Source organism: Pseudarthrobacter sp. AG30, from assembly GCF_003116525.1.
In the GTDB taxonomy this organism is placed as follows: domain Bacteria; phylum Actinomycetota; class Actinomycetes; order Actinomycetales; family Micrococcaceae; genus Arthrobacter.
In genome coordinates this window covers 15040-31905 of the sequence record NZ_QEHL01000019.1, presented here as the reverse complement: position 1 = coordinate 31905, position 16866 = coordinate 15040, and the positions used below count along the sequence as shown (strand labels likewise).

Here is a 16866-nt window from a genome sequence, read left to right as displayed (position 1 = left end):
CACAGGAAGGATGCATCACCGTTGAGACCTCCGCCACACGCGCGACGGCGGCTGCGGGACCTTTGGAAGTCCGGCAGCCGCCGTCGTGATCACCTGCTGCTCCGCCCCTGTGGGCGGGGAAGGCGGGCTGTTACTTGACGATGCCCTTGTCTTTGAGCCAGGCGGCTGCGGCCGTCTTGGCGTCCTGCTTCTGGCTGCCGCTGACAGCCCGGTTGAGGTTGATGAGGTCATCGGTGGTGAGGATGCTGGACACTGAGTTCAGGGCCTGCTTGGCCTTGTCCGTCATCTTCGCCTTGTTGTACAGCGGCAGGACCTGCTGGGCGATGAAGTTGTTCTTCGGGTCCTCCAGCACCACCAGGTCGTTGTCGGCGATCGACGGCGTGGTGGTGTAGATATCCGCCACCTGCACCTGGTCCTCAAGGAGCGCCTTGAGCGTCACCGGGCCGCCGCCGTCGCTGAAGGGCTCCAGCTTCTTGGGCACGCAGTTGTAGTTCTTCTTCAGGCCCGGCAGGCCGTACGCGCGCTCACCGAACGTGGCCGGAGCGCCCACCACGATGTCGCTGCAGACCTTGGCGAGGTCTTCGATGGACTTCAGCTGGTACTTCTCCGCGGTTGCCTTGGTGACAACCATGGCGTCCTTGTCCTCGGCCTTGGAGGCGTCGAGCACGGCCAGGCCGTCCGGGAGCTTGCCCGGCAGTGCCTTGGCAATGTCGCCGGCGGAAACCTCGGTGGCTTCCTTGTTGACGTAGAGCAGCAGGTTGCCGCTGTAGTCCGGCACCACGTCCACGGAACCGTCCTGGACGGCCTTGAAGTAGACCTCGCGGGAGCCGATGTTCGGCTTGGTGGTGGCGGTGATTCCGTTGGCGTTCAGGGCGCCGGCATACAGTTCGGCGATGATTTGGCTCTCCGGGAAATCAGCGGAACCAACCACCAGGGACGTTGCCCCGCCGGAGGCGCCGCCGCTGGATGCCGGCGCGTTGCTCAGCGGATTGGACGAACCACCGCAGGCGGACAACGCCACTGCCAGGCCAAGCCCGGCGGCCAGGCCGCCGAAGGCCCGCCTGCCGAGGCGTGGGGGACGGCTATCTTTCATGACTTACCTCCTTGTACAACAGTCTCCGCAACCACGGGGTCTGTGAGATCAACCGCAGCCTCCTGGCTGCGGTGGGACTGCTTCGAGGTGCCTGTTGCCAGGAACAGCCTCTGGAATAGGGACAGGACCAGGTCCACGGCGATGGCCAGGACAGCGATAAGCAGGGACCCGCCCAGCATCTGGGGAAAGTCGCTCAGGACCAGGCCGTCGAAGAGATAGCGGCCCAGGCCACCCAGGTTGATGTAGGCAACCACGGAAACCGTGGCGATCACCTGCAGCACGCCGGTCCGGAAGCCGCCGAACATGACCGTGAGGGCATTGGGCAACTCGGCCCGGAACAGGACCTGCAATTCCGTCATGCCCATGGCCCTTGCGGCGTCCACCACGTTGCGGTCCACGCTGGAGATACCGGCGTACGTCCCGGCCAGGAGCGGTGGGACGGTAAGGATCACCAAGGCCCAGATCGGGGGCATCAGCCCGATACCGGCCAGCAGCACGAACAGGATCAGCAGGCCCAGGGTGGGCAGGGCCCGCAGCGCACCGGCCAGGGCAACCACAGCCACCCTCCCCCTCCCGGTATGGCCAACGAACAATCCAACCGGGACCGCTATGGCGGTGGCGATCAGCATGACCAGCCCGGTGTACTGCAGGTGCTCGACCACGCGGGTGGGGATGCCCATGCTTCCGGACCAGTGCATCGGATCGGCGAGCCACGCAACGGTGTCCGAGATGACGTTGCTCATGCTCCCCCTCCCGTCCCGCTTGCGGCGAGGGGCCCCGTGGCGGCGGAGGCCCCCGTGCGGCCGGCGCCGTCCCCGCCTCCGCGCCGTTTACCCGTCCGTTCCCAGGGCGTGAGGATACGTTCCAGCAGGACGAGGAGGGCGTCCATGACCAGCGCCAGGACCAGGATGGCGATGATCCCCACTACCACCTCGGTAACGAAGTCCCGCTGGAGGCCGTCAGTGAAGAGCATGCCCAGGTTGCCAACCCCCAGCAGGGCGGCAACGCTGACCAGGGAGATGTTGCTGACCGACACTACGCGCAACCCGGCGAACATCACCGGAAGGGAGAGCGGCAGGTCGACCTTCAGGAAGCGTGAGAGCGGTTTAAACCCCATGGCTTGGGCGGCCTGGCTGACTTCGGCATCCACGGAGTCGAACGCGTCGAGCGCCGCGCGGACCAGCAGCGCCACAGCGTAGATGGTGAGCGCCACCACCACATTGACGGGGTCCAGGATGCGGGTGCCCAGGACGGTGGGGAGGATGATGAACAGTGCCAGCGAGGGAATGGTGTACAGCAGGGACGACGCCGTCAGCACCACGGAGCGCAGCGCACCGCTCTGCCGGGCCAGCTGGGCGAGCGGGATGGAAATCACCAGGCCCAGGACCATGGGAACGAGCGCCAGGACCAGGTGCTGGCCGCCGCGTTCGAAGACCATGCCGCTGTTGGCCAGGAACCACTCCATCAGAGTGCCGCCTGCCGCAGCTGCCGCGCTTCCTCGATCAGTGCCAGGACCTCGCCGCCGCGGACTACCCCCAGCACCCGGCCGTCGGGATCCACGGCAACACCAAGGCCCGACGGCGATGACAGGGCCGCGTCCAGGGCCCGCCGCAGGCTCTCGCCGGGGCGGAACAGCGACCCGCCGGGAACAAGTTCAGTTTCGGTGCCGGGCGCCGACCAGCCCAGGGGCCGCTTGTCGGCATCGACCACCAACTGCCAGCCACCGGCCGCACCGTGGTCCGACACGTTTCCTTGGGCCCCCCGGATAATCGTAGGTACGGGGTGCAGGACCACGCCGTCGGACGGGGTGAACCCAAGGTGGCGGAAGCCGCGGTCACGCCCCACGAAGGAGGCGACGAAATTGTTGGCGGGCGCCCGCAGAATCTCCTCCGGCGTGGCGTATTGAGCCAGTTTGCCGCCGGTGGCGAAGACGGCCACCCTGTCCCCGAGGATGGTGGCCTCGTCAATATCGTGGGTGACAAAGACGATGGTTTTGGCAAGGTCTTTTTGCAGGCGCAGCAGTTCCTGCTGGAGTTCGTCACGGACCACGGGGTCCACTGCACTGAACGGCTCGTCCATGAGCAGCACCGGCGGGTCTGCTGCCAGGGCGCGGGCCACGCCGACGCGCTGCTGCTGGCCGCCGGAGAGCTGGGAGGGGTAGCGCTTGCCGAGGGACGACGCCAGGCCCACAACGTCCAGGAGTTCCGAGGCGCGTTTGCGGGCGTCAGCCTTTGAGACACCGTTCAGCCGGGGCACGGTGGCGATGTTGTCCAGAACCGACCGGTGCGGCAGCAGCCCCGCCGACTGCATGACGTAGCCCATGGAGCGGCGCAGTTCCGCGGCCGGGACGGAGGTGACGTCCTTGCCGTCCACCGTGATGGTTCCCGACGTTGGTTCCACCATGCGGTTGATCATCCGGAGCGACGTCGTTTTGCCGCAACCGGAAGGACCGACAAAGACGGTAATGGTGCCCTTGGCGATGGACATGGACAACCCGTCCACGGCAGGCTGGCCGCCGGGGTACTGCTTGGTGACGCTCTGGAACTCGATCATCGCCTGGTCCATGGTGCGGACTTACCTGTTCTCTCGGACGGGCTGATCCCAGCACCGCGACTTTGCCATCAGCACGCTGATAGTTACGGTAACCCAATCAGGGGCCGGGTTCACCAGATCTGGCCCCAAACCCCACAAAGGAATCCCTACTGTGACCATTCGGTGCCGCGGCGGGGGGCGGATGGGTATCCGGGCGGGAAAGAGCATGTCCGGCCGGCCGGGGCCCGCCTAAAGTGGAGGCGTGACCAATTTGGAAGTTTCACCCCAGCAGGAAATCTGTCCCCCGGCCCCGGCGGAAGGGAGATCCGGACCCTGCCTGCAGTTGTGGCCGGAGCGCGAGGTGCCGCTGGGCGGGGTGCGCGCCATGAACGTCAAACGCACATTGCCGCAGCGCGGGTTGCCGACGATCGGGGCATGGTGCTTCCTGGACAGTTTTGGTCCGGACCGGACAGCGATGTCGGTCCTTCCCCATCCCCACATCGGGCTGCAGACCGTGACGTGGCCCTTGGCAGGACATATCCGGCACCGGGACAGCGTGGGCAGTGACGTGGTTGTTCGGCCTGGAGAGCTGAACATCATGACTGCCGGGCACGGGGTGTCGCACTCCGAGTTCGCAGTGCTTCCTGCCGACGGCGGCGGGTTGCCGCTGCAGCGGGGCCTGCAGCTTTGGGTTGCGCTTCCCGATGCCCACCGGCACCGGGCGCCTGCCTTCGAACAACACCGGGAGTTGCCGGTGGCGGATGGCCGCGGGTTCTCAGCCACGGTCATGGTGGGTGAGTTTGGCGGCGTGGTGTCTCCCGCCACGATGTACTCGCCAATTGTGGGCGCAGACGTCGCCTGTGAAGGGGACGCGGTTCTGCCGCTGAACCCGGACTTTGAGCACGGTGTCCTGGTGCTCGACGGCGGCCTGGCGGTGGACGGGCAGGATCTGCATGCGGGGCCGCTGGGCTACCTGGGCGCCGGGCGGAGCGAACTGAAGGTCCAGGCACGCCCGGACACCCGCTTCCTGCTGATCGGCGGTGAGCCTTTCGGCGAGGAACTGTTGATGTGGTGGAACTTCGTGGGCCGCACGCACGAGGAAGTGGAACAGGCCCGCGGGGACTGGGAGGCCCAGGCAACACTTCCGGACGCCATGGCCGCCGACGCCCGCTACGGCCTGGTGCACGGACACGGGCCGGATGCCGGGGCCGAAGCCGGCCGCATCCCGGCCCCGCCCCTTCCGGGGGTCCGGCTGACGCCCCGGAAACGCACCGTGGACTAGGCGGGCCGGGCCACCAGCTCCAGCACACCGAAGACAGGTTCCTGGTCCAGGACCCTGACGTCCGTGACTCCGGCGTCGGCCAAATTCCGGCGGAAGGCCTCCTGCAGGGGCACCACGTTCATGCCCAGGCCGCCGCCAAGGATCACCGGAGCGTGGAGTCCCAACTGTGTCAGCACCTGGCCGGCCAGCGCGGCAAGGTCCTTGCCGGCCTGTTCCAGCAGGGCTGCGCTGTCCCCGTGTCCTTCTGCTGCTGCCTCCACGACGTGCCTGGCCTGCTGCGCCCAAAACCGCCTCCCGGTTTCGGGTGAGTGGAACAGCGCTATGAGCTTGTTCGGGTGGTCCAGTCCGCAGCTCTTGAGCAGGGCGGAAGTGAGTTGATCGATCGGCAGTCCTTGGTTCATCCGGCGCAGGCTGTGCCGCACCGCTTCCCTGCCCAGCCAATAACCGCTGCCTTCGTCCCCGAGAAGGTAGCCCCAACCGCCTGCCCTGGCCTCGCCGCCGTCGGCATTGCGTCCCCAGGCGGCCGAGCCGGTGCCCGCAATGACCGCCACTCCTGTTGCGGCCCGCCCGGCGGCGAGCAGGAGGCGCGAGTCGTGCACAACGGTGACGGTAGCCCCCGGGACGAGGGGCTGGATCAGGCCGGCAAGGGCGGCGGCGTCCTGGTCGGTGTCGATGCCACCGGATCCGGCGTATACCCGTGCCACGGGGCCGGCTCCGATCCGGGCGAAGAGGTCCGCCAGGTTGCGGGCTGCCTCATCCCGGGTGACGTTCTGGACGTTGGAGCTTCCGGCGGACTCGTCGGCGACGGGGATGCCGTCCTCGAAGCGGACGCCATGCGTCTTGGTGCCGCCGATGTCCAGCCCGATCGTGATGCCGTGCAGTGGATTGGCGGGATTGTCAGCGGGCCCGGCGTGGGTGGTGGGGGTGTTCTGGGTGTTCGTCACGTCACAAGGGTACTTGCCCGGGTGGCCAGGCCGGCCACCAGGCCCGGGCCTTCGGCCACCACCAGTTCGCGGAACAAGCGTGCCGGCGCAGGCTCGGCGCCGGGTTTCCTGCGCCGCCAGCTGACGCCGACCTCCCGGAAGGCCAGCCGGGAATCCAGCGGTACTTCCACCCAACCGAGGTCTCCGGTTTTGGGGCGGCCGGTCCAGCCCGGTGCCCCTGCGGCGGGTGGCAGGATGCCGACGCCGAGCCCGGCTGAGACGAGCCCGCGGACTGTGTGGGAGTCCTGGCTTTCGAAGGCGATGCGCGGCCGGAACCCGGCGTCCCGGAACAGGGCGTCCGTCAGGGAGCGCAGACCATAGCCTGGGCCGAGCGCTACGAATGGCTCGGTCCTGATGTCGGCCAGCCGGGCCGTCCGCTGCCGCGCCAGCGGGTGGGCATGGTGGACCACCAGCCGGAGCGGCTCACGGTACAGCGCCGCCGAATCAAGGGTGCGTCCAGGGGCGGCAACCGGAGCCGTGAGGGCAAGGTCGGCTTCCCCTGCTGCCAGTTCCTCAATGCAGGAGTCCCGTGCGCCCTGGCTCAGCCGGAACCCGGTCCCGGGATGCCGGGCGCGGAAGGTGCTGATCAGCAGGGGCAGCGTGGCCTCGCCGAAGGTGTGCTGGAAGGACACGGAAACCGTCCCGCGGACCACCTCGGACTCATTGCGCACCAGATCCAATCCGGCCTGGAACTCCGCGAGCGCCTGCTCGATGTAGGGCAGGAGCGTGCGCGCGGCAGGGGTAAGGCGGACGCCGCGTCCGTCCCTCACCAGGAGCTCGGTGCCGACGGCGGCACTTGCCCGGGCCAGCGCTCGGCTCACCGTTGACTGGGGTACGCCCAGAAGCTCGGCGGTTTCCGTGACGTGCTCGGTCCGGCCGAGTTCAGCCAGGACCGGAAGAAGCGGCAGGAGCTGCGCCAGTTGCTTGCGGTCCGGTTCCACTTCCGCTTCCTTCCTTGCCCGCCGGGGAACGCCTGTCTTCCGAGCGGCCAGCGGGGCGGCGCATCTGGTCGGCAAATTCGGTTTTGCTATGAGTTTGACATAAAACATGCATTGGATGCATCAGTTGGGGCGGGACTACGCTGGCGGGATGCCAAAGACTCAGCGCGGCGGCGTTGCCGCTCCCCCACGCTGGACCGGCCACGCCAAGGGATCCAAGGCCTACGGGCGCATCCTCGCCGGACTGTCCTGCGCGGGTGTGGCGACGTTCGCGCAGCTCTACTCCACGCAGGCCGTCCTCCCGCTGCTGGCATCCGACCTGCAGGTCACCGCCGCCGAAGCCGCGCTCACCATCTCGCTGGCCACCGTTGGCCTGGCAGCCACCGTCATTCCCTGGTCTTTCCTGGCGGACAGGATCGGCCGGGTCAAAGCCATGATGTGGGGCATTTCCACGGCCACCGTCCTGGGACTGCTGGTGCCGTTGTCATCCGGGTTCGCGATGCTTCTGGCCCTGCGACTGCTGGAAGGAATGGCCTTGGGCGGCATCCCCGCGATTGCCATCGCCTATCTCAACGAGGAGGTCAGCAAAGCCCACGCGGCGCTCGCGGCAGGAAGCTATGTAGCCGGGACCACCCTGGGCGGCTTGTCCGGCCGGCTGGTGGCGGGCCCGGTCGGCGAACTGTGGGGATGGCGGACCGCGGCCCTGGCCGTTTCCCTGCTCGCGACAGCCGCCGCCGTCGCGTTCCTGGTCCTCGTTCCCAGGGCGCAGGGCTTCGTGCCCGCGAAGGTGGCCGGACTCCGCGGAGCCCTGCGGATGCTCGGCGGCCATCTGCGCAATGTCCGCTTGCTGGCCATCTATGCGCAGGCCTTCCTGATGATGGGTGGTTTCGTGGCCGTCTACAACTATCTCGGTTTCCGGTTGTCGGGCGCCCCCTTTGGACTCCCGGCCACCGTTATCAGCCTGATCTTCCTGGCGTACCTGTCCGGGACGTTCTCCTCCCGCTGGGCAGCCACCATGGCCACCCGGTTCGGGCGTCGCAACGTCCTCCTGGCAGGGCTTGCCCTTGCCATGGCCGGACTCGCCCTGACCCTGGCCTCGAGCCTGGTGCTCATCCTGGCCGGCCTGGTGGTGTTCACCGGGGGCTTCTTTGCGGCCCACAGCATCGGTTCCGGCTGGACGGGCGCCATAGCCAGCACCGGCCGGGCCCAGGCGGCGTCGCTGTACAACCTGGCGTACTACCTTGGCTCCAGCCTGCTCGGCTGGGCCGGCGGCCTGGTTTTCCAGGCCTGGGGCTGGAACGCCCTGGCGGGAGCCGTGATCGCCCTGGCGTGCCTGACGGCCGCAACTGTCGCCGTCGTCCACCCTGGAACGGACCCCGCCGCCGCCTGACGGCCTTGGACCGACTCGAATTAACAGGCTTCAAGGCACCGCCGGGCAGCCTGAATGTTCGGCGGGGCGTGCTCCTGTACCGCGGATGACGGCGTTTCTGCGGTCTAGGATGAACAGAGGACCCGTTGGAAGGAAACGCTGTGAGCACGAATGCCAGGAACATCAGGCCCGGGGCGCACCTGGAACCCCTGGATGCCATTGACGAACGGCTCCTGGCAGCCTTGGTGGCCGATGCCCGGATCTCCAACAAGCAACTCGCCGAGATGGTGGGAATAGCCCCGTCGACCGCCCTGATGCGCACCCGCGCTTTGTCTGAGCGGGGCATTGTGCAGGGCTACGAGGCAAAGTTGAGCCTGTCGGCGATCGGCAGGTCTGTGCAGGCACTGGTGGCCGTGCGGCTCCGCGCCCACGACCGCGACCAGATCGACCGCTTCACGGCACGGGTACCGCACCTGCCGGCTGTCCTCTCCACCTTCCATACGTCCGGGTCGGTGGACTACCTGCTGCACATCGCCGTCGGCAGCACCGAAGACCTTCGGGACTGGGTGCTGGACAACCTGGCTACCGACCCCGTCGTGGGCCATACCGAAACCACCCTGGTCTTCGAACACATCCAGGGCAACCACGGCCCGCTCCCGGAGTAGCGGGGCGCCTGGCTGTGACCGGGGTTGCCCGGTAATGCCGTCAGGCGGCGCTGCGCCTGGCGGACTGAGCGAGCGTCGCGGCGGAGAGGACCAGCGCCGCCGCGCCGCACACCAGGACGAAGCCCTGGACCGCCGCGCCCATCCCCACCGCAGCGCTGGCCCACCCCAGGCCAAGGACCGGAACCGCGCTTCCCAGATACGTAATGACATAGACGGTGCTGATGATCTGCGCGTGCCGGGCGGGCTCCACCCTGGCCGCGACATCGTTGAAGACGGTCCGGAACGCCAGTCCCTGCCCCACGCCGGCGGCGACCGCAGCTGCCACCAGCAGCGCCGGGTTGTGCCAGGCACCGGCGGCTCCCAGCATCACCACCGAAACGCCAAGGACAGCAAGGCCCGCCGGCACCGTGAACCGGCCTCGAACTGTGACCAGCTGGCTCAGGGCCGAAGCCCCCAGCGGCAGGCCTGCCAGGATGCCGATCAACGGCCGGGAATCCGTGGCCAGGACCTGGGCGAAATAGCCGGGAGCCAGCGAAAGGCTGAAGCCAAAGACTGCAAAGCTGAGGAAGCCGACGCCGGATGCCAGCCAGAAGGCTCCGCGCGCCTGGCGTGACACGGAAGGGCGCCGGGGCGCCAGGGCGTGGAGCGGCCGGGTCGGTGCCGGGGCCACGATGGCAGGTCGCGCACGGATCAGGTACAGCGGAACCAGGAGCCCGGCGAGCAGCAGGGAGTGGACGACGTAAGGGGCCGTGGTGGCGCCGGGAAGCAGCGACAGCAGGCCGCCGATGACCGGGCCTGCGGCGACGCCTCCTGAGGAGGCCAGGAGCGTAAAGCGCGATGCCCACTCCGGCCGGGATGGAAGCAGCTCCCGCAGGGCGGCGGCACTGGCTCCGGTGGCAAGTGCCACGGCGGTTCCCTGCAGTGCCCGGCCGGCACAGAGGGCAGCGAGCGACTGCGCTTCCGCAAAGATCCAGCCGCCGGCCAGACCCGTCAGCACAGCAACCAGGAGGGCTGCCCGCCGTCCGATGTGGTCCGACCAGTGGCCGGCCACCAGCAGGGTTCCCACCAGCGCCAGGACGTAGCTGGCAAACGCTGCCGTGACGTCCAGGCTCGAGAGCCCAAGGCTGGACTGCAGGAGGGGATACAGCGGTGTGGCCAGGTTGGCGCCTACGAGGAGCATGAAAATGACCGCACCCGAAATAACCAGCCGGGCCGTGGTGGAGGCATTCCACCCGGCGTGGGTGGCCGCTGCCGGGCGCATGCGCAGCTCACTGAAGACCGTCATCGTGCCGCCTTAGGGATCGCCGCAGCGGACAGTCCTTGTGGGACGCCGGCGCGGATACAACTGTGATGCTTCAAGGGTGCGGCAGGGTTGCGCGATCCAACAGTTATTGGATGGATAATTGAGCACAATCATCAAATATCGGATTCCAATGTGGTTGAGAGTGACGATCGTGAACAAGTTGGACCCCACTGACCTGAAGATCCTCCTGGCCCTGATCAAGGATCCGCGGATACAGATCGGGGAACTCAGCGAGTCGCTGGGTATTGCCCGGAACACTGCGCAGTCCCGGGTGCGCCGAATGCTCCGCGCAGGTGTCCTGCGTCCGGGCGGCCGCGAGGTTGACCTGGATGCGGTGGGCTATGACGTCGTGGCCTTCGTGACCATCGAGGTCTCCCACCGGGAACTGGACGGGGTGGTGGCGGCGCTGCGGCTTATCCCGCAGGTCCTGGAGGTCCACGAAATCTCCGGCCGCGGGGATGTCTGGTGCCGGGTGGTGGCCACGGACACGCACAATCTCCAGGCATCGCTGCGCCAGGTCCTGAGGATCAAAGGGGTCATCCGGACTGAGACGGTGCTGGCCCTGCACACCCATATCCCCTACCGGACAGAGCCCCTCATCAGCGGCCTCAGCAATGCCGCGTCCGCGGCCGCTAGGATTTCCTGAATGACCATCATCGATAACGCCGTCTACGTCAACGGTGTCCGCCACGCGGAGCCCGAAAGCCTGGAGCAGACCTTCGAAACCCTTGCCCGGCATGGTGGCATGGCGTGGATCGGGCTTTACCGGCCCACGGCGGACGAAATGGCGGCGGTGGCGGCGGAATTCGGGCTGCACGGCCTGGCGGTGGAGGATGCGGTCTCAGCCCACCAGCGGCCCAAGCTGGAGCGGTACGACGACAATCTCTTTACTGTCCTGCGCCCGGCCCGGTATGTGGACTCAGACGAAACGGTGGAATTCGGCGAGCTCCACGTCTTCACGGGCAAGAACTTTGTGGTCACGGTACGCCACGCCGAAACGGCCGGCGTAGCCAGGGTGCGGCAGCGCCTGGAGGCCCGGCCCGACCTCCTCCAGCATGGGCCCGAAGCCGTCCTGTACGCCCTTTTGGACCGGGTGGTGGACGACTACGCCCCGGTGGTGGCCGGGCTCGAGAACGACATCGACGAAATCGAGGACCAACTCTTCAGCGGCGATTCTTCGGTGTCCCGGCGGATTTACGAATTGGCCCGGGAAGTCATCCAGTTCCAGCGCGCCATCCATCCCCTCCCGGAAATGATGGACCAGCTGAAGCGTGGTTTCGAAAAATACGGGGTGGAGACCGATTTGCGGCACAACCTGCGGGACGTTGAGGACCACGTGGAACGGGTGATCTCCCGCGCAGACTCCTTCCGCGACATTTTGCAGAACGCGCTGACCCTGGATGGGACACTGACGGCAAACCGGCAGAACGAGGTCAGCGCCGAGCAGAACGAGCAGGTCAAGAAGATCTCGTCCTGGGCGGCCATCCTGTTCGCACCGTCGTTCGTTGCCGGCATCTACGGCATGAACTTCGACAACATGCCTGAGTTGCACTGGCCCTGGGGCTATCCCATGGCGCTGGGCCTGATGGTGGCCGCAGCGGCACTCATGTACGGAATCTTCAAGAAGAAGGGCTGGATTTAAACCAAACGCCCAAGGCGCCACCCCATTGTGGAGGGTGGTTCCTTGGGCGTTTGGCGCGTTGCGTCAGGATCAGGTCAGGCGTTGGTCCTGCGCTTGAGCCAACCCCAAACACCTGTTGCGACGAACAGGACCAGGCCGATGATGGCGAGCCAGAGCAGGCCCTTCACGACAAAGCCGACGATGGACAGAATGAGCCAAATGACAAGAAGTCCGATGATTATTCCCATGGGGCCACTCTAGGCCCGCCATGCAGTAACGGCCCGGGCATTCGACTGCGTTTCGCCCATAAACATTGCGCTGGGGGCAGGGTTCTGGTGGAGCTAAGGAGATTCGAACTCCTGACCTCTTCGATGCGAACGAAGCGCTCTACCAACTGAGCTATAGCCCCGGAATTGACCGCGGCCTGCGTGGTACTCCAGGCCGGTGCGGAACCGGTGTCCCTAGGCTACAAATAATCCGTGTCCAACACCAAATTGACGCGCCCGGTGCGGCACAGCGGATGGGAATGCTTGCCGGCCGCCTATGCCCGACGGCGCTGGAGGACGTCGTCGAGGTTGCTCAAGGCACTCTGTGCCTTGGTCAATTGAGGTGAACCCGCAGGCTGGGACGCGGCTTCCGGGGCGTCGGCACCGGCGGCCCCCTGCTTCAGCGACGGTTTGCCAACCGCTTTCGGAGCCTCCGGCAGTTCAAGCGGCAGCGGCTCGGGGCGCTCAGCTTTGGCTGCCTCAACGTAGGTTGGCCTCGGAACGTCAACAGGCTCCCACGGACTGCCCACGGGAGCGACTGCCGACGCGGCGGCCGCACTGGTGTCACCGGCGGCAACGGCGACGGCGAGGGCCGCCTCACGCAGTTCCATTGCCGTGAGCGGTTTGGCCTTGGCCTCACCCGCTTCGGCGTCAAACAACGGGCTTTCCGGCCGGGCCGGAGCTGTATCGGTTTCGGGCACGGTGACGGGGTCCGGCTCCTGGCGCCGGGAAGGCGCATTCATGGCGGAGCGGAAGGCCGCGTTGACCTTCGCTTTGCGGTCCCGGAGGGCCAGCCAGCGGAGCAGGGCCACCGCGCCGAAAGCCAGCGCAAAGGCGGTGAGGGGAAGCGCGGGCGATCCCACACCGAAGGGAAGGAGCACACCTGAGATGAACGCGGTCACCAAGCACAGCAGACCCGCCAAGGCCACTGCCGTCCGGCCGTACCGGATGCGGAACCGGGCCGGGGGCGGGGTGCTGGCAGCGCCGGCAGCGGCTGCGGCGCTCTTGTTGGGTTCCATGGCTTTCTCCTGCTGGGCGACGACGTTCAACACTTTGCCGGCGGTCTGGTCCGGCCTTTCATCGGCGGGGACGTCTGCCAGGAAGTCGCCGGCGGCCTGGACCTGGCGCCTTCGGTTCCGGAGGACGTACGGGGCGACCCAAAGGATCCAGAGCGCGACGGCAACCACGAGGATCACTGAGCTGCTTAGGGGGAAGTCCACACTCAAAACCGTATGAGCATCATGCCTGCTCAGGCCGCATTAGCCCCGGTGTGTCGTACCCCTGTCCACAAACCGATGGATTTATGACGGGCGGGACGCCAGCCACGGCGCCAGCAGGCCCGCCGGGACTTCTTCGGAGGTCAAGGCAAACGAACGGTGATCCGCCCACCGGCCATTAATGTGCAGGAAACGGGGCCGGTATCCCTCATCCCGAAATCCCAGCTTCTCCACCACCCTCAGGCTGGGCGCGTTCTCCGGCCGGATGTTGATTTCCATCCGGTGCAGGCCAAGGGTCCGGAAGCAGTGGTCTGTCACCAGGGCCACGGATGTGGGCGCGATCCCCCGGCCGGCCCGGGCTTGATCCACCCAGTACCCCAGCGTGGCCATCATGGCCGAACCCCACACAATCGAGGACACCGTCAGCTGGCCCACGATGGCCGGATTCCGAAGTCCCGGCGTCCGCTCGGTGATGACGAATGGAAGCGCCGTGGCCTGGGCCGCCTGCGCGTTCAATGAGCGCACCATATGACGGTAGTCGGGCAGCCCGCCTCCCGGTTCGGGGTTGGAGGCCTCCCAGGGCGCCAGCCACTCGCTGTTCCTGGACCGCACCTCGGTCCATTCCCTTTTGTCGCGGTAGCGGATGGGCCGCAGGACCAGGTCACCGCATTCGAGGGTGACCGGCCAGATGGGACCGGTACGCACGGCGTCAGCTGGAAAGGCCGGCGGTGAAACCGGGCAGCCATTCCCGCAGGCCGGGGCCCAGGTCATCGCTGTCGACGGCCAGCTGGACGCAGGCCTTCAGGTAGCTGAGTTTGTCCCCGGTGTCATAGCGGCGGCCGCGGAACACCACACCGAAGACCCCGTAGCCCTCCCCGTCTCCGGACGCGAGTTCCTGCAGGGCATCGGTCAGCTGGATCTCGCCGCCGCGGCCGGGTGCGGTGTGCTCGAGGACATCAAATACCGCGGGGTGCAGGACGTAGCGGCCGATCAGCGCCAGGTTGGACGGTGCTTCCTCGGGTGAGGGCTTCTCCACGAGCCGGTTGACGCGGACATAGCCTTCGCCGTCCAGTTCCTGGACGTCGGCGCAGCCGTAGGCACTGATCTGTGCCGGCTCCACCTCGATGAGGGCGACGACGGACCCGCCGGTCTTCGCCTGCACGTCGATCATTGTGCTCAGCAGTTCGTCACGGGCATCGATGAGGTCATCACCCAGCAGGACAGCGAAGGCTTCGTCGCCGACGTGTTGTTTGGCGCGGAGCACGGCGTGGCCCAGGCCGTGCGGGTCGCCTTGCCGGACGTAGTGGATGTCGCCCAACTGGCTGGCTGCCTGGATGGAGGCGAGCTTCTCCGTGTCGCCCTTGTCGGCAAGCGTCGATTCGAGCGAGGGCACGCGGTCGAAGTGGTCTTCCAGTGCACGCTTGTTTCGGCCCGTAATCATCAGGATGTCGTTCAGGCCCACATGGACGGCTTCCTCCACCACGTACTGGATGGCAGGTTTGTCCACGACGGGGAGCATTTCCTTCGGCATTGCCTTGGTGGCCGGCAAGAACCTGGTGCCCAGGCCCGCTGCTGGGATGACGGCTTTGCGGACTCTGGGGTTACTGGTAGTCACCGGACTAATCTAACGTCAGCGTCAAGCATTTCAGTAACCACCGGCACAGCGGGCCGTCATCCGCCCGTGACGCCGCGGAACGCCGGTACCAAGGAAGGACACCATGCAGGAGCAGACGAATCCCGCGAAGGACGATATCCGGGCGGCCCACCGGCGCCGGCGCGCCGCGCTGACGGAGGCGAAGCTGGACGCCGCCGGTTCGGCATTGGCTCGCCACGGGGAAGCCTGGGCAGCATCCGTCACCGCGGGGCGCCCAGGCACCGTATGCGTCTACCTGGGTGTCGGCAAGGAACCGCCCACCATGCCGCTGGTCAAGGCGCTGCACGGCAGCGGCCACGAGGTCCTGCTTCCGGTATGCGAGCCGGGCCGGGAGCTGAGCTGGGTGTTCTGGACCCCGGACACCAGCTTCGAACGCAGCCGGTACGCGCCCATCCTGGAACCCGCCGGGAGACGGCACGGGCCCGACGCGGCCGGAAGCGCAGCGGCGCTCATCATTCCCGCCACTGCCGTGGACCTGTCAGGCAACAGGATCGGCCAGGGGGGCGGCTACTACGACACCTTCCTGGGGCATCTCGCCACTGCCGGGAAGGAAATACCGCTGGCCGCTGTTATCTACGACGATGAATTGCTTCCCGCGGGGCGGATTCCTGCCGAGGAATTCGACCGCCCGGTCCCGGGTGTCCTGATGCCTTCCGGGTACCGGGGCCTGGCGGGTGGCGGCTGAGCCCGGTCCCTTCCGGGCGCAGTGATAGAATTAGCACTCAGGCCCTGCGACTGCTAACGAATTACCGGGTGGCAGCACGGGACCTCTCGTTTGCCCAAGAGGAGGAGCACCAGTGCCAACATATGCTTACGCCTGCAAGGATTGCGGCCACGCCTTCGATATCGTCCAGTCGTTCTCGGACAGCAGCCTGACATCCTGCCCCGAATGCGAGGGCACGTTGCGCAAGAAGTTCAACAGCGTGGGTGTGGTTTTCAAGGGCTCAGGTTTCTACCGTACCGACTCCCGCGATTCCAAGGGCAGCTCGGTCTCCTCCGCCCCGGCAGCGACGCCGGCGACGCCGGCGGCATCGCCAGCCCCGGCTGCAGCGGCCAGCTAGCCCCAAGCACTGATGACGACGACGGCCGGCACCTTCGGGCGCCGGCCGCCTTTGTCCACATAGCTGCAGCCACCACTGTCCTGCCGCTTCGGCTGCCCATAGCGTGGGCGCATGCCTGCATATCCACGCCGCGGCCGCGACAGCCTCCGGATTCCCACGACGTCCCGCACCACCGGCCGTCCCGCCAAGGCCAACCACCCCATCCCGGCGCGGGTAGCGTCCTGGCTGGGCCGCAACCGCCGCCTGGCCGCCGCCCTGGTCCTGTGTGCAGCGGCGGCCATCACTGTCAATCAACTGACGCCGGCTCCGCTCTCGACCGTGACAGCACTTGCTGCTGCGCGGGATCTTCCGGCAGGTACCGCTGTGACGGCGGCAGATTTGGCCAGCGTTCATGTGCCGCCCGGGATGGTGGCGGAGGGCTTCCTCCAAGACACTGCCGCAGCCGCCGGCAAGCAGCTCGCCGGTCCGTTACGAAAGGGCCAGCTCGTTACCGACGCCCAACTCCTGGGACCGGGCCTTCTCGTTGGGACGCCTCCGGGCTCGGCCGCGGTTCCGCTCCGCATGGCGGACCCGTCCTCCACTCAGCTTGTGGCCCCGGGCCAGTTGGTCAATGTGGTGCTCACATCTGCCAACGGGTTTGACCAGCAAGGCCCCTCCGAGGTGCTGGCGTCTGCGGTTCCCGTGCTGTGGACTTCGAACAAGGGCGGCCAGGGTGGCCAGTGGCTGGGTACAACGGAGACCGACGGGTTGATAGTGGTGGCAGCAAACGCGGAACAGTCATCCCGGCTGGCTGGAGCGTCAACGCAGGGCAGGCTCTTCTTCGTCCTGGTTGGTCCGCCGTGACACCACGGATACGATCCCTCAACAACTTCCGGGTTGCCC

The 16866-nt window shown here is 67.1% G+C and carries 19 protein-coding genes and 1 tRNA gene; 8 read left to right on the top strand and 12 right to left on the bottom strand.

Annotated elements, in window-relative coordinates:
• Positions 1-130: 130 nt before the first annotated feature.
• From DC347_RS16465 to DC347_RS16450, 4 genes are read right to left on the bottom strand one after another with little or no spacing between them, the layout of a single operon-like run.
• Complete coding sequence (locus DC347_RS16465) at positions 131-1093, bottom strand: ABC transporter substrate-binding protein (RefSeq protein WP_109863705.1); 963 nt, start codon at positions 1091-1093, stop codon at positions 131-133.
• Positions 1090-1836: an ABC transporter permease gene (locus tag DC347_RS16460; RefSeq protein ID WP_018760342.1), complete on the bottom strand. Its 747-nt coding sequence runs from the start codon at positions 1834-1836 to the stop codon at positions 1090-1092. The genes DC347_RS16465 and DC347_RS16460 overlap by 4 nt, the downstream gene beginning before the upstream one ends.
• Entirely contained in the window at positions 1833-2558 is a 726-nt protein-coding gene (locus tag DC347_RS16455) for an ABC transporter permease (RefSeq protein WP_109863704.1), read from the bottom strand. Before DC347_RS16455 ends, DC347_RS16460 begins: the two co-directional genes overlap by 4 nt.
• On the bottom strand, positions 2558-3658 hold the full coding sequence (locus tag DC347_RS16450) for an ABC transporter ATP-binding protein (protein WP_018760344.1): 1101 nt from the start codon (positions 3656-3658) through the stop codon (positions 2558-2560). The genes DC347_RS16455 and DC347_RS16450 overlap by 1 nt, the downstream gene beginning before the upstream one ends.
• A gap of 229 nt (positions 3659-3887) precedes the next feature.
• Between DC347_RS16450 and DC347_RS16445 the strand changes: the two genes are divergently transcribed.
• Positions 3888-4907, top strand: coding sequence for a pirin family protein (locus DC347_RS16445; RefSeq protein WP_109863703.1), 1020 nt, complete (start codon positions 3888-3890; stop codon positions 4905-4907).
• Here the strand turns inward: DC347_RS16445 and DC347_RS16440 are convergent.
• Positions 4904-5851, bottom strand: a complete 948-nt coding sequence (locus DC347_RS16440; protein ID WP_109863702.1) for an N-acetylglucosamine kinase — start codon at positions 5849-5851, stop codon at positions 4904-4906. The two genes, DC347_RS16445 and DC347_RS16440, sit on opposite strands and share 4 nt — an antisense overlap.
• Positions 5848-6831 carry a LysR family transcriptional regulator gene (locus tag DC347_RS16435; RefSeq protein ID WP_109863701.1) on the bottom strand — a complete coding sequence of 328 codons (984 nt, stop codon included), beginning with the start codon at positions 6829-6831 and terminating at the stop codon, positions 5848-5850. Before DC347_RS16435 ends, DC347_RS16440 begins: the two co-directional genes overlap by 4 nt.
• Before the next feature lie 148 nt (positions 6832-6979).
• Here DC347_RS16435 and DC347_RS16430 point away from each other — a divergent pair, with 148 nt between their 5' ends.
• Together DC347_RS16430 and DC347_RS16425 are read left to right on the top strand one after the other, a co-directional pair.
• Entirely contained in the window at positions 6980-8218 is a 1239-nt protein-coding gene (locus DC347_RS16430) for an MFS transporter (RefSeq protein ID WP_018760348.1), read from the top strand.
• Between the two features lie 140 nt (positions 8219-8358).
• A complete protein-coding gene (locus DC347_RS16425) occupies positions 8359-8862 on the top strand; it encodes an Lrp/AsnC family transcriptional regulator (protein ID WP_018760349.1) in 504 nt (167 codons plus the stop codon).
• A gap of 40 nt (positions 8863-8902) precedes the next feature.
• Here the strand turns inward: DC347_RS16425 and DC347_RS16420 are convergent, their stop codons facing one another.
• Complete coding sequence (locus tag DC347_RS16420) at positions 8903-10147, bottom strand: MFS transporter (protein WP_109863700.1); 1245 nt, start codon at positions 10145-10147, stop codon at positions 8903-8905.
• A gap of 169 nt (positions 10148-10316) precedes the next feature.
• On the opposite strand from DC347_RS16420, the gene DC347_RS16415 reads away from it, so the two are divergent.
• Both DC347_RS16415 and corA read left to right on the top strand, forming a co-directional pair.
• Entirely contained in the window at positions 10317-10811 is a 495-nt protein-coding gene (locus tag DC347_RS16415) for an Lrp/AsnC family transcriptional regulator (RefSeq protein WP_196803301.1), read from the top strand.
• Complete coding sequence (gene corA / locus DC347_RS16410; RefSeq protein ID WP_018760352.1) at positions 10812-11807, top strand: magnesium/cobalt transporter CorA; 996 nt, start codon at positions 10812-10814, stop codon at positions 11805-11807.
• A 74-nt stretch (positions 11808-11881) separates the two neighbouring features.
• Here corA and DC347_RS21715 read toward each other — a convergent pair whose 3' ends face one another.
• The 5 genes from DC347_RS21715 to galU all read right to left on the bottom strand — a co-directional run bounded on the left by DC347_RS21715 (position 11882) and on the right by galU (position 14884).
• Positions 11882-12034, bottom strand: coding sequence for a hypothetical protein (locus DC347_RS21715; RefSeq protein ID WP_018760353.1), 153 nt, complete (start codon positions 12032-12034; stop codon positions 11882-11884).
• 85 nt (positions 12035-12119) lie between these two features.
• Positions 12120-12195, bottom strand: a tRNA-Ala gene (locus tag DC347_RS16405).
• Positions 12196-12327: 132 nt separating this feature from the next.
• A complete protein-coding gene (locus tag DC347_RS16400; protein WP_231369811.1) occupies positions 12328-13272 on the bottom strand; it encodes a hypothetical protein in 945 nt (314 codons plus the stop codon).
• 81 nt (positions 13273-13353) lie between these two features.
• On the bottom strand, positions 13354-13974 hold the full coding sequence (locus DC347_RS16395; protein ID WP_018760355.1) for a GNAT family N-acetyltransferase: 621 nt from the start codon (positions 13972-13974) through the stop codon (positions 13354-13356).
• Between the two features lie 4 nt (positions 13975-13978).
• Positions 13979-14884 (bottom strand): UTP--glucose-1-phosphate uridylyltransferase GalU, encoded by a 906-nt coding sequence (gene galU / locus DC347_RS16390; protein ID WP_026264278.1) that lies wholly within the window; start codon positions 14882-14884, stop codon positions 13979-13981.
• A 103-nt stretch (positions 14885-14987) separates the two neighbouring features.
• Here galU and DC347_RS16385 point away from each other — a divergent pair, with 103 nt between their 5' ends.
• From DC347_RS16385 to DC347_RS16375, 3 genes are all read left to right on the top strand, one after another.
• Positions 14988-15608 carry a 5-formyltetrahydrofolate cyclo-ligase gene (locus tag DC347_RS16385; RefSeq protein WP_109863699.1) on the top strand — a complete coding sequence of 207 codons (621 nt, stop codon included), beginning with the start codon at positions 14988-14990 and terminating at the stop codon, positions 15606-15608.
• Positions 15609-15720: 112 nt separating this feature from the next.
• On the top strand, positions 15721-15984 hold the full coding sequence (locus tag DC347_RS16380; protein WP_109863698.1) for an FmdB family zinc ribbon protein: 264 nt from the start codon (positions 15721-15723) through the stop codon (positions 15982-15984).
• A 111-nt stretch (positions 15985-16095) separates the two neighbouring features.
• Complete coding sequence (locus DC347_RS16375; RefSeq protein WP_206073953.1) at positions 16096-16827, top strand: RcpC/CpaB family pilus assembly protein; 732 nt, start codon at positions 16096-16098, stop codon at positions 16825-16827.
• Positions 16828-16866 lie beyond the last annotated feature (39 nt).

Coding starts and splice junctions, on each gene's coding strand:
- DC347_RS16465 (WP_109863705.1), bottom strand. CDS start 1,093: ATGAAAGATAGCCGTCCCCCACGCCTCGGCAGGCGGGCCTTCGGCGGC.
- DC347_RS16460 (WP_018760342.1), bottom strand. CDS start 1,836: ATGAGCAACGTCATCTCGGACACCGTTGCGTGGCTCGCCGATCCGATG.
- DC347_RS16455 (WP_109863704.1), bottom strand. CDS start 2,558: ATGGAGTGGTTCCTGGCCAACAGCGGCATGGTCTTCGAACGCGGCGGC.
- DC347_RS16450 (WP_018760344.1), bottom strand. CDS start 3,658: ATGGACCAGGCGATGATCGAGTTCCAGAGCGTCACCAAGCAGTACCCC.
- DC347_RS16430 (WP_018760348.1), top strand. CDS start 6,980: ATGCCAAAGACTCAGCGCGGCGGCGTTGCCGCTCCCCCACGCTGGACC.
- DC347_RS16420 (WP_109863700.1), bottom strand. CDS start 10,147: ATGACGGTCTTCAGTGAGCTGCGCATGCGCCCGGCAGCGGCCACCCAC.
- corA (WP_018760352.1), top strand. CDS start 10,812: ATGACCATCATCGATAACGCCGTCTACGTCAACGGTGTCCGCCACGCG.
- DC347_RS21715 (WP_018760353.1), bottom strand. CDS start 12,034: ATGGGAATAATCATCGGACTTCTTGTCATTTGGCTCATTCTGTCCATC.
- DC347_RS16385 (WP_109863699.1), top strand. CDS start 14,988: ATGCAGGAGCAGACGAATCCCGCGAAGGACGATATCCGGGCGGCCCAC.
- DC347_RS16375 (WP_206073953.1), top strand. CDS start 16,096: ATGCCTGCATATCCACGCCGCGGCCGCGACAGCCTCCGGATTCCCACG.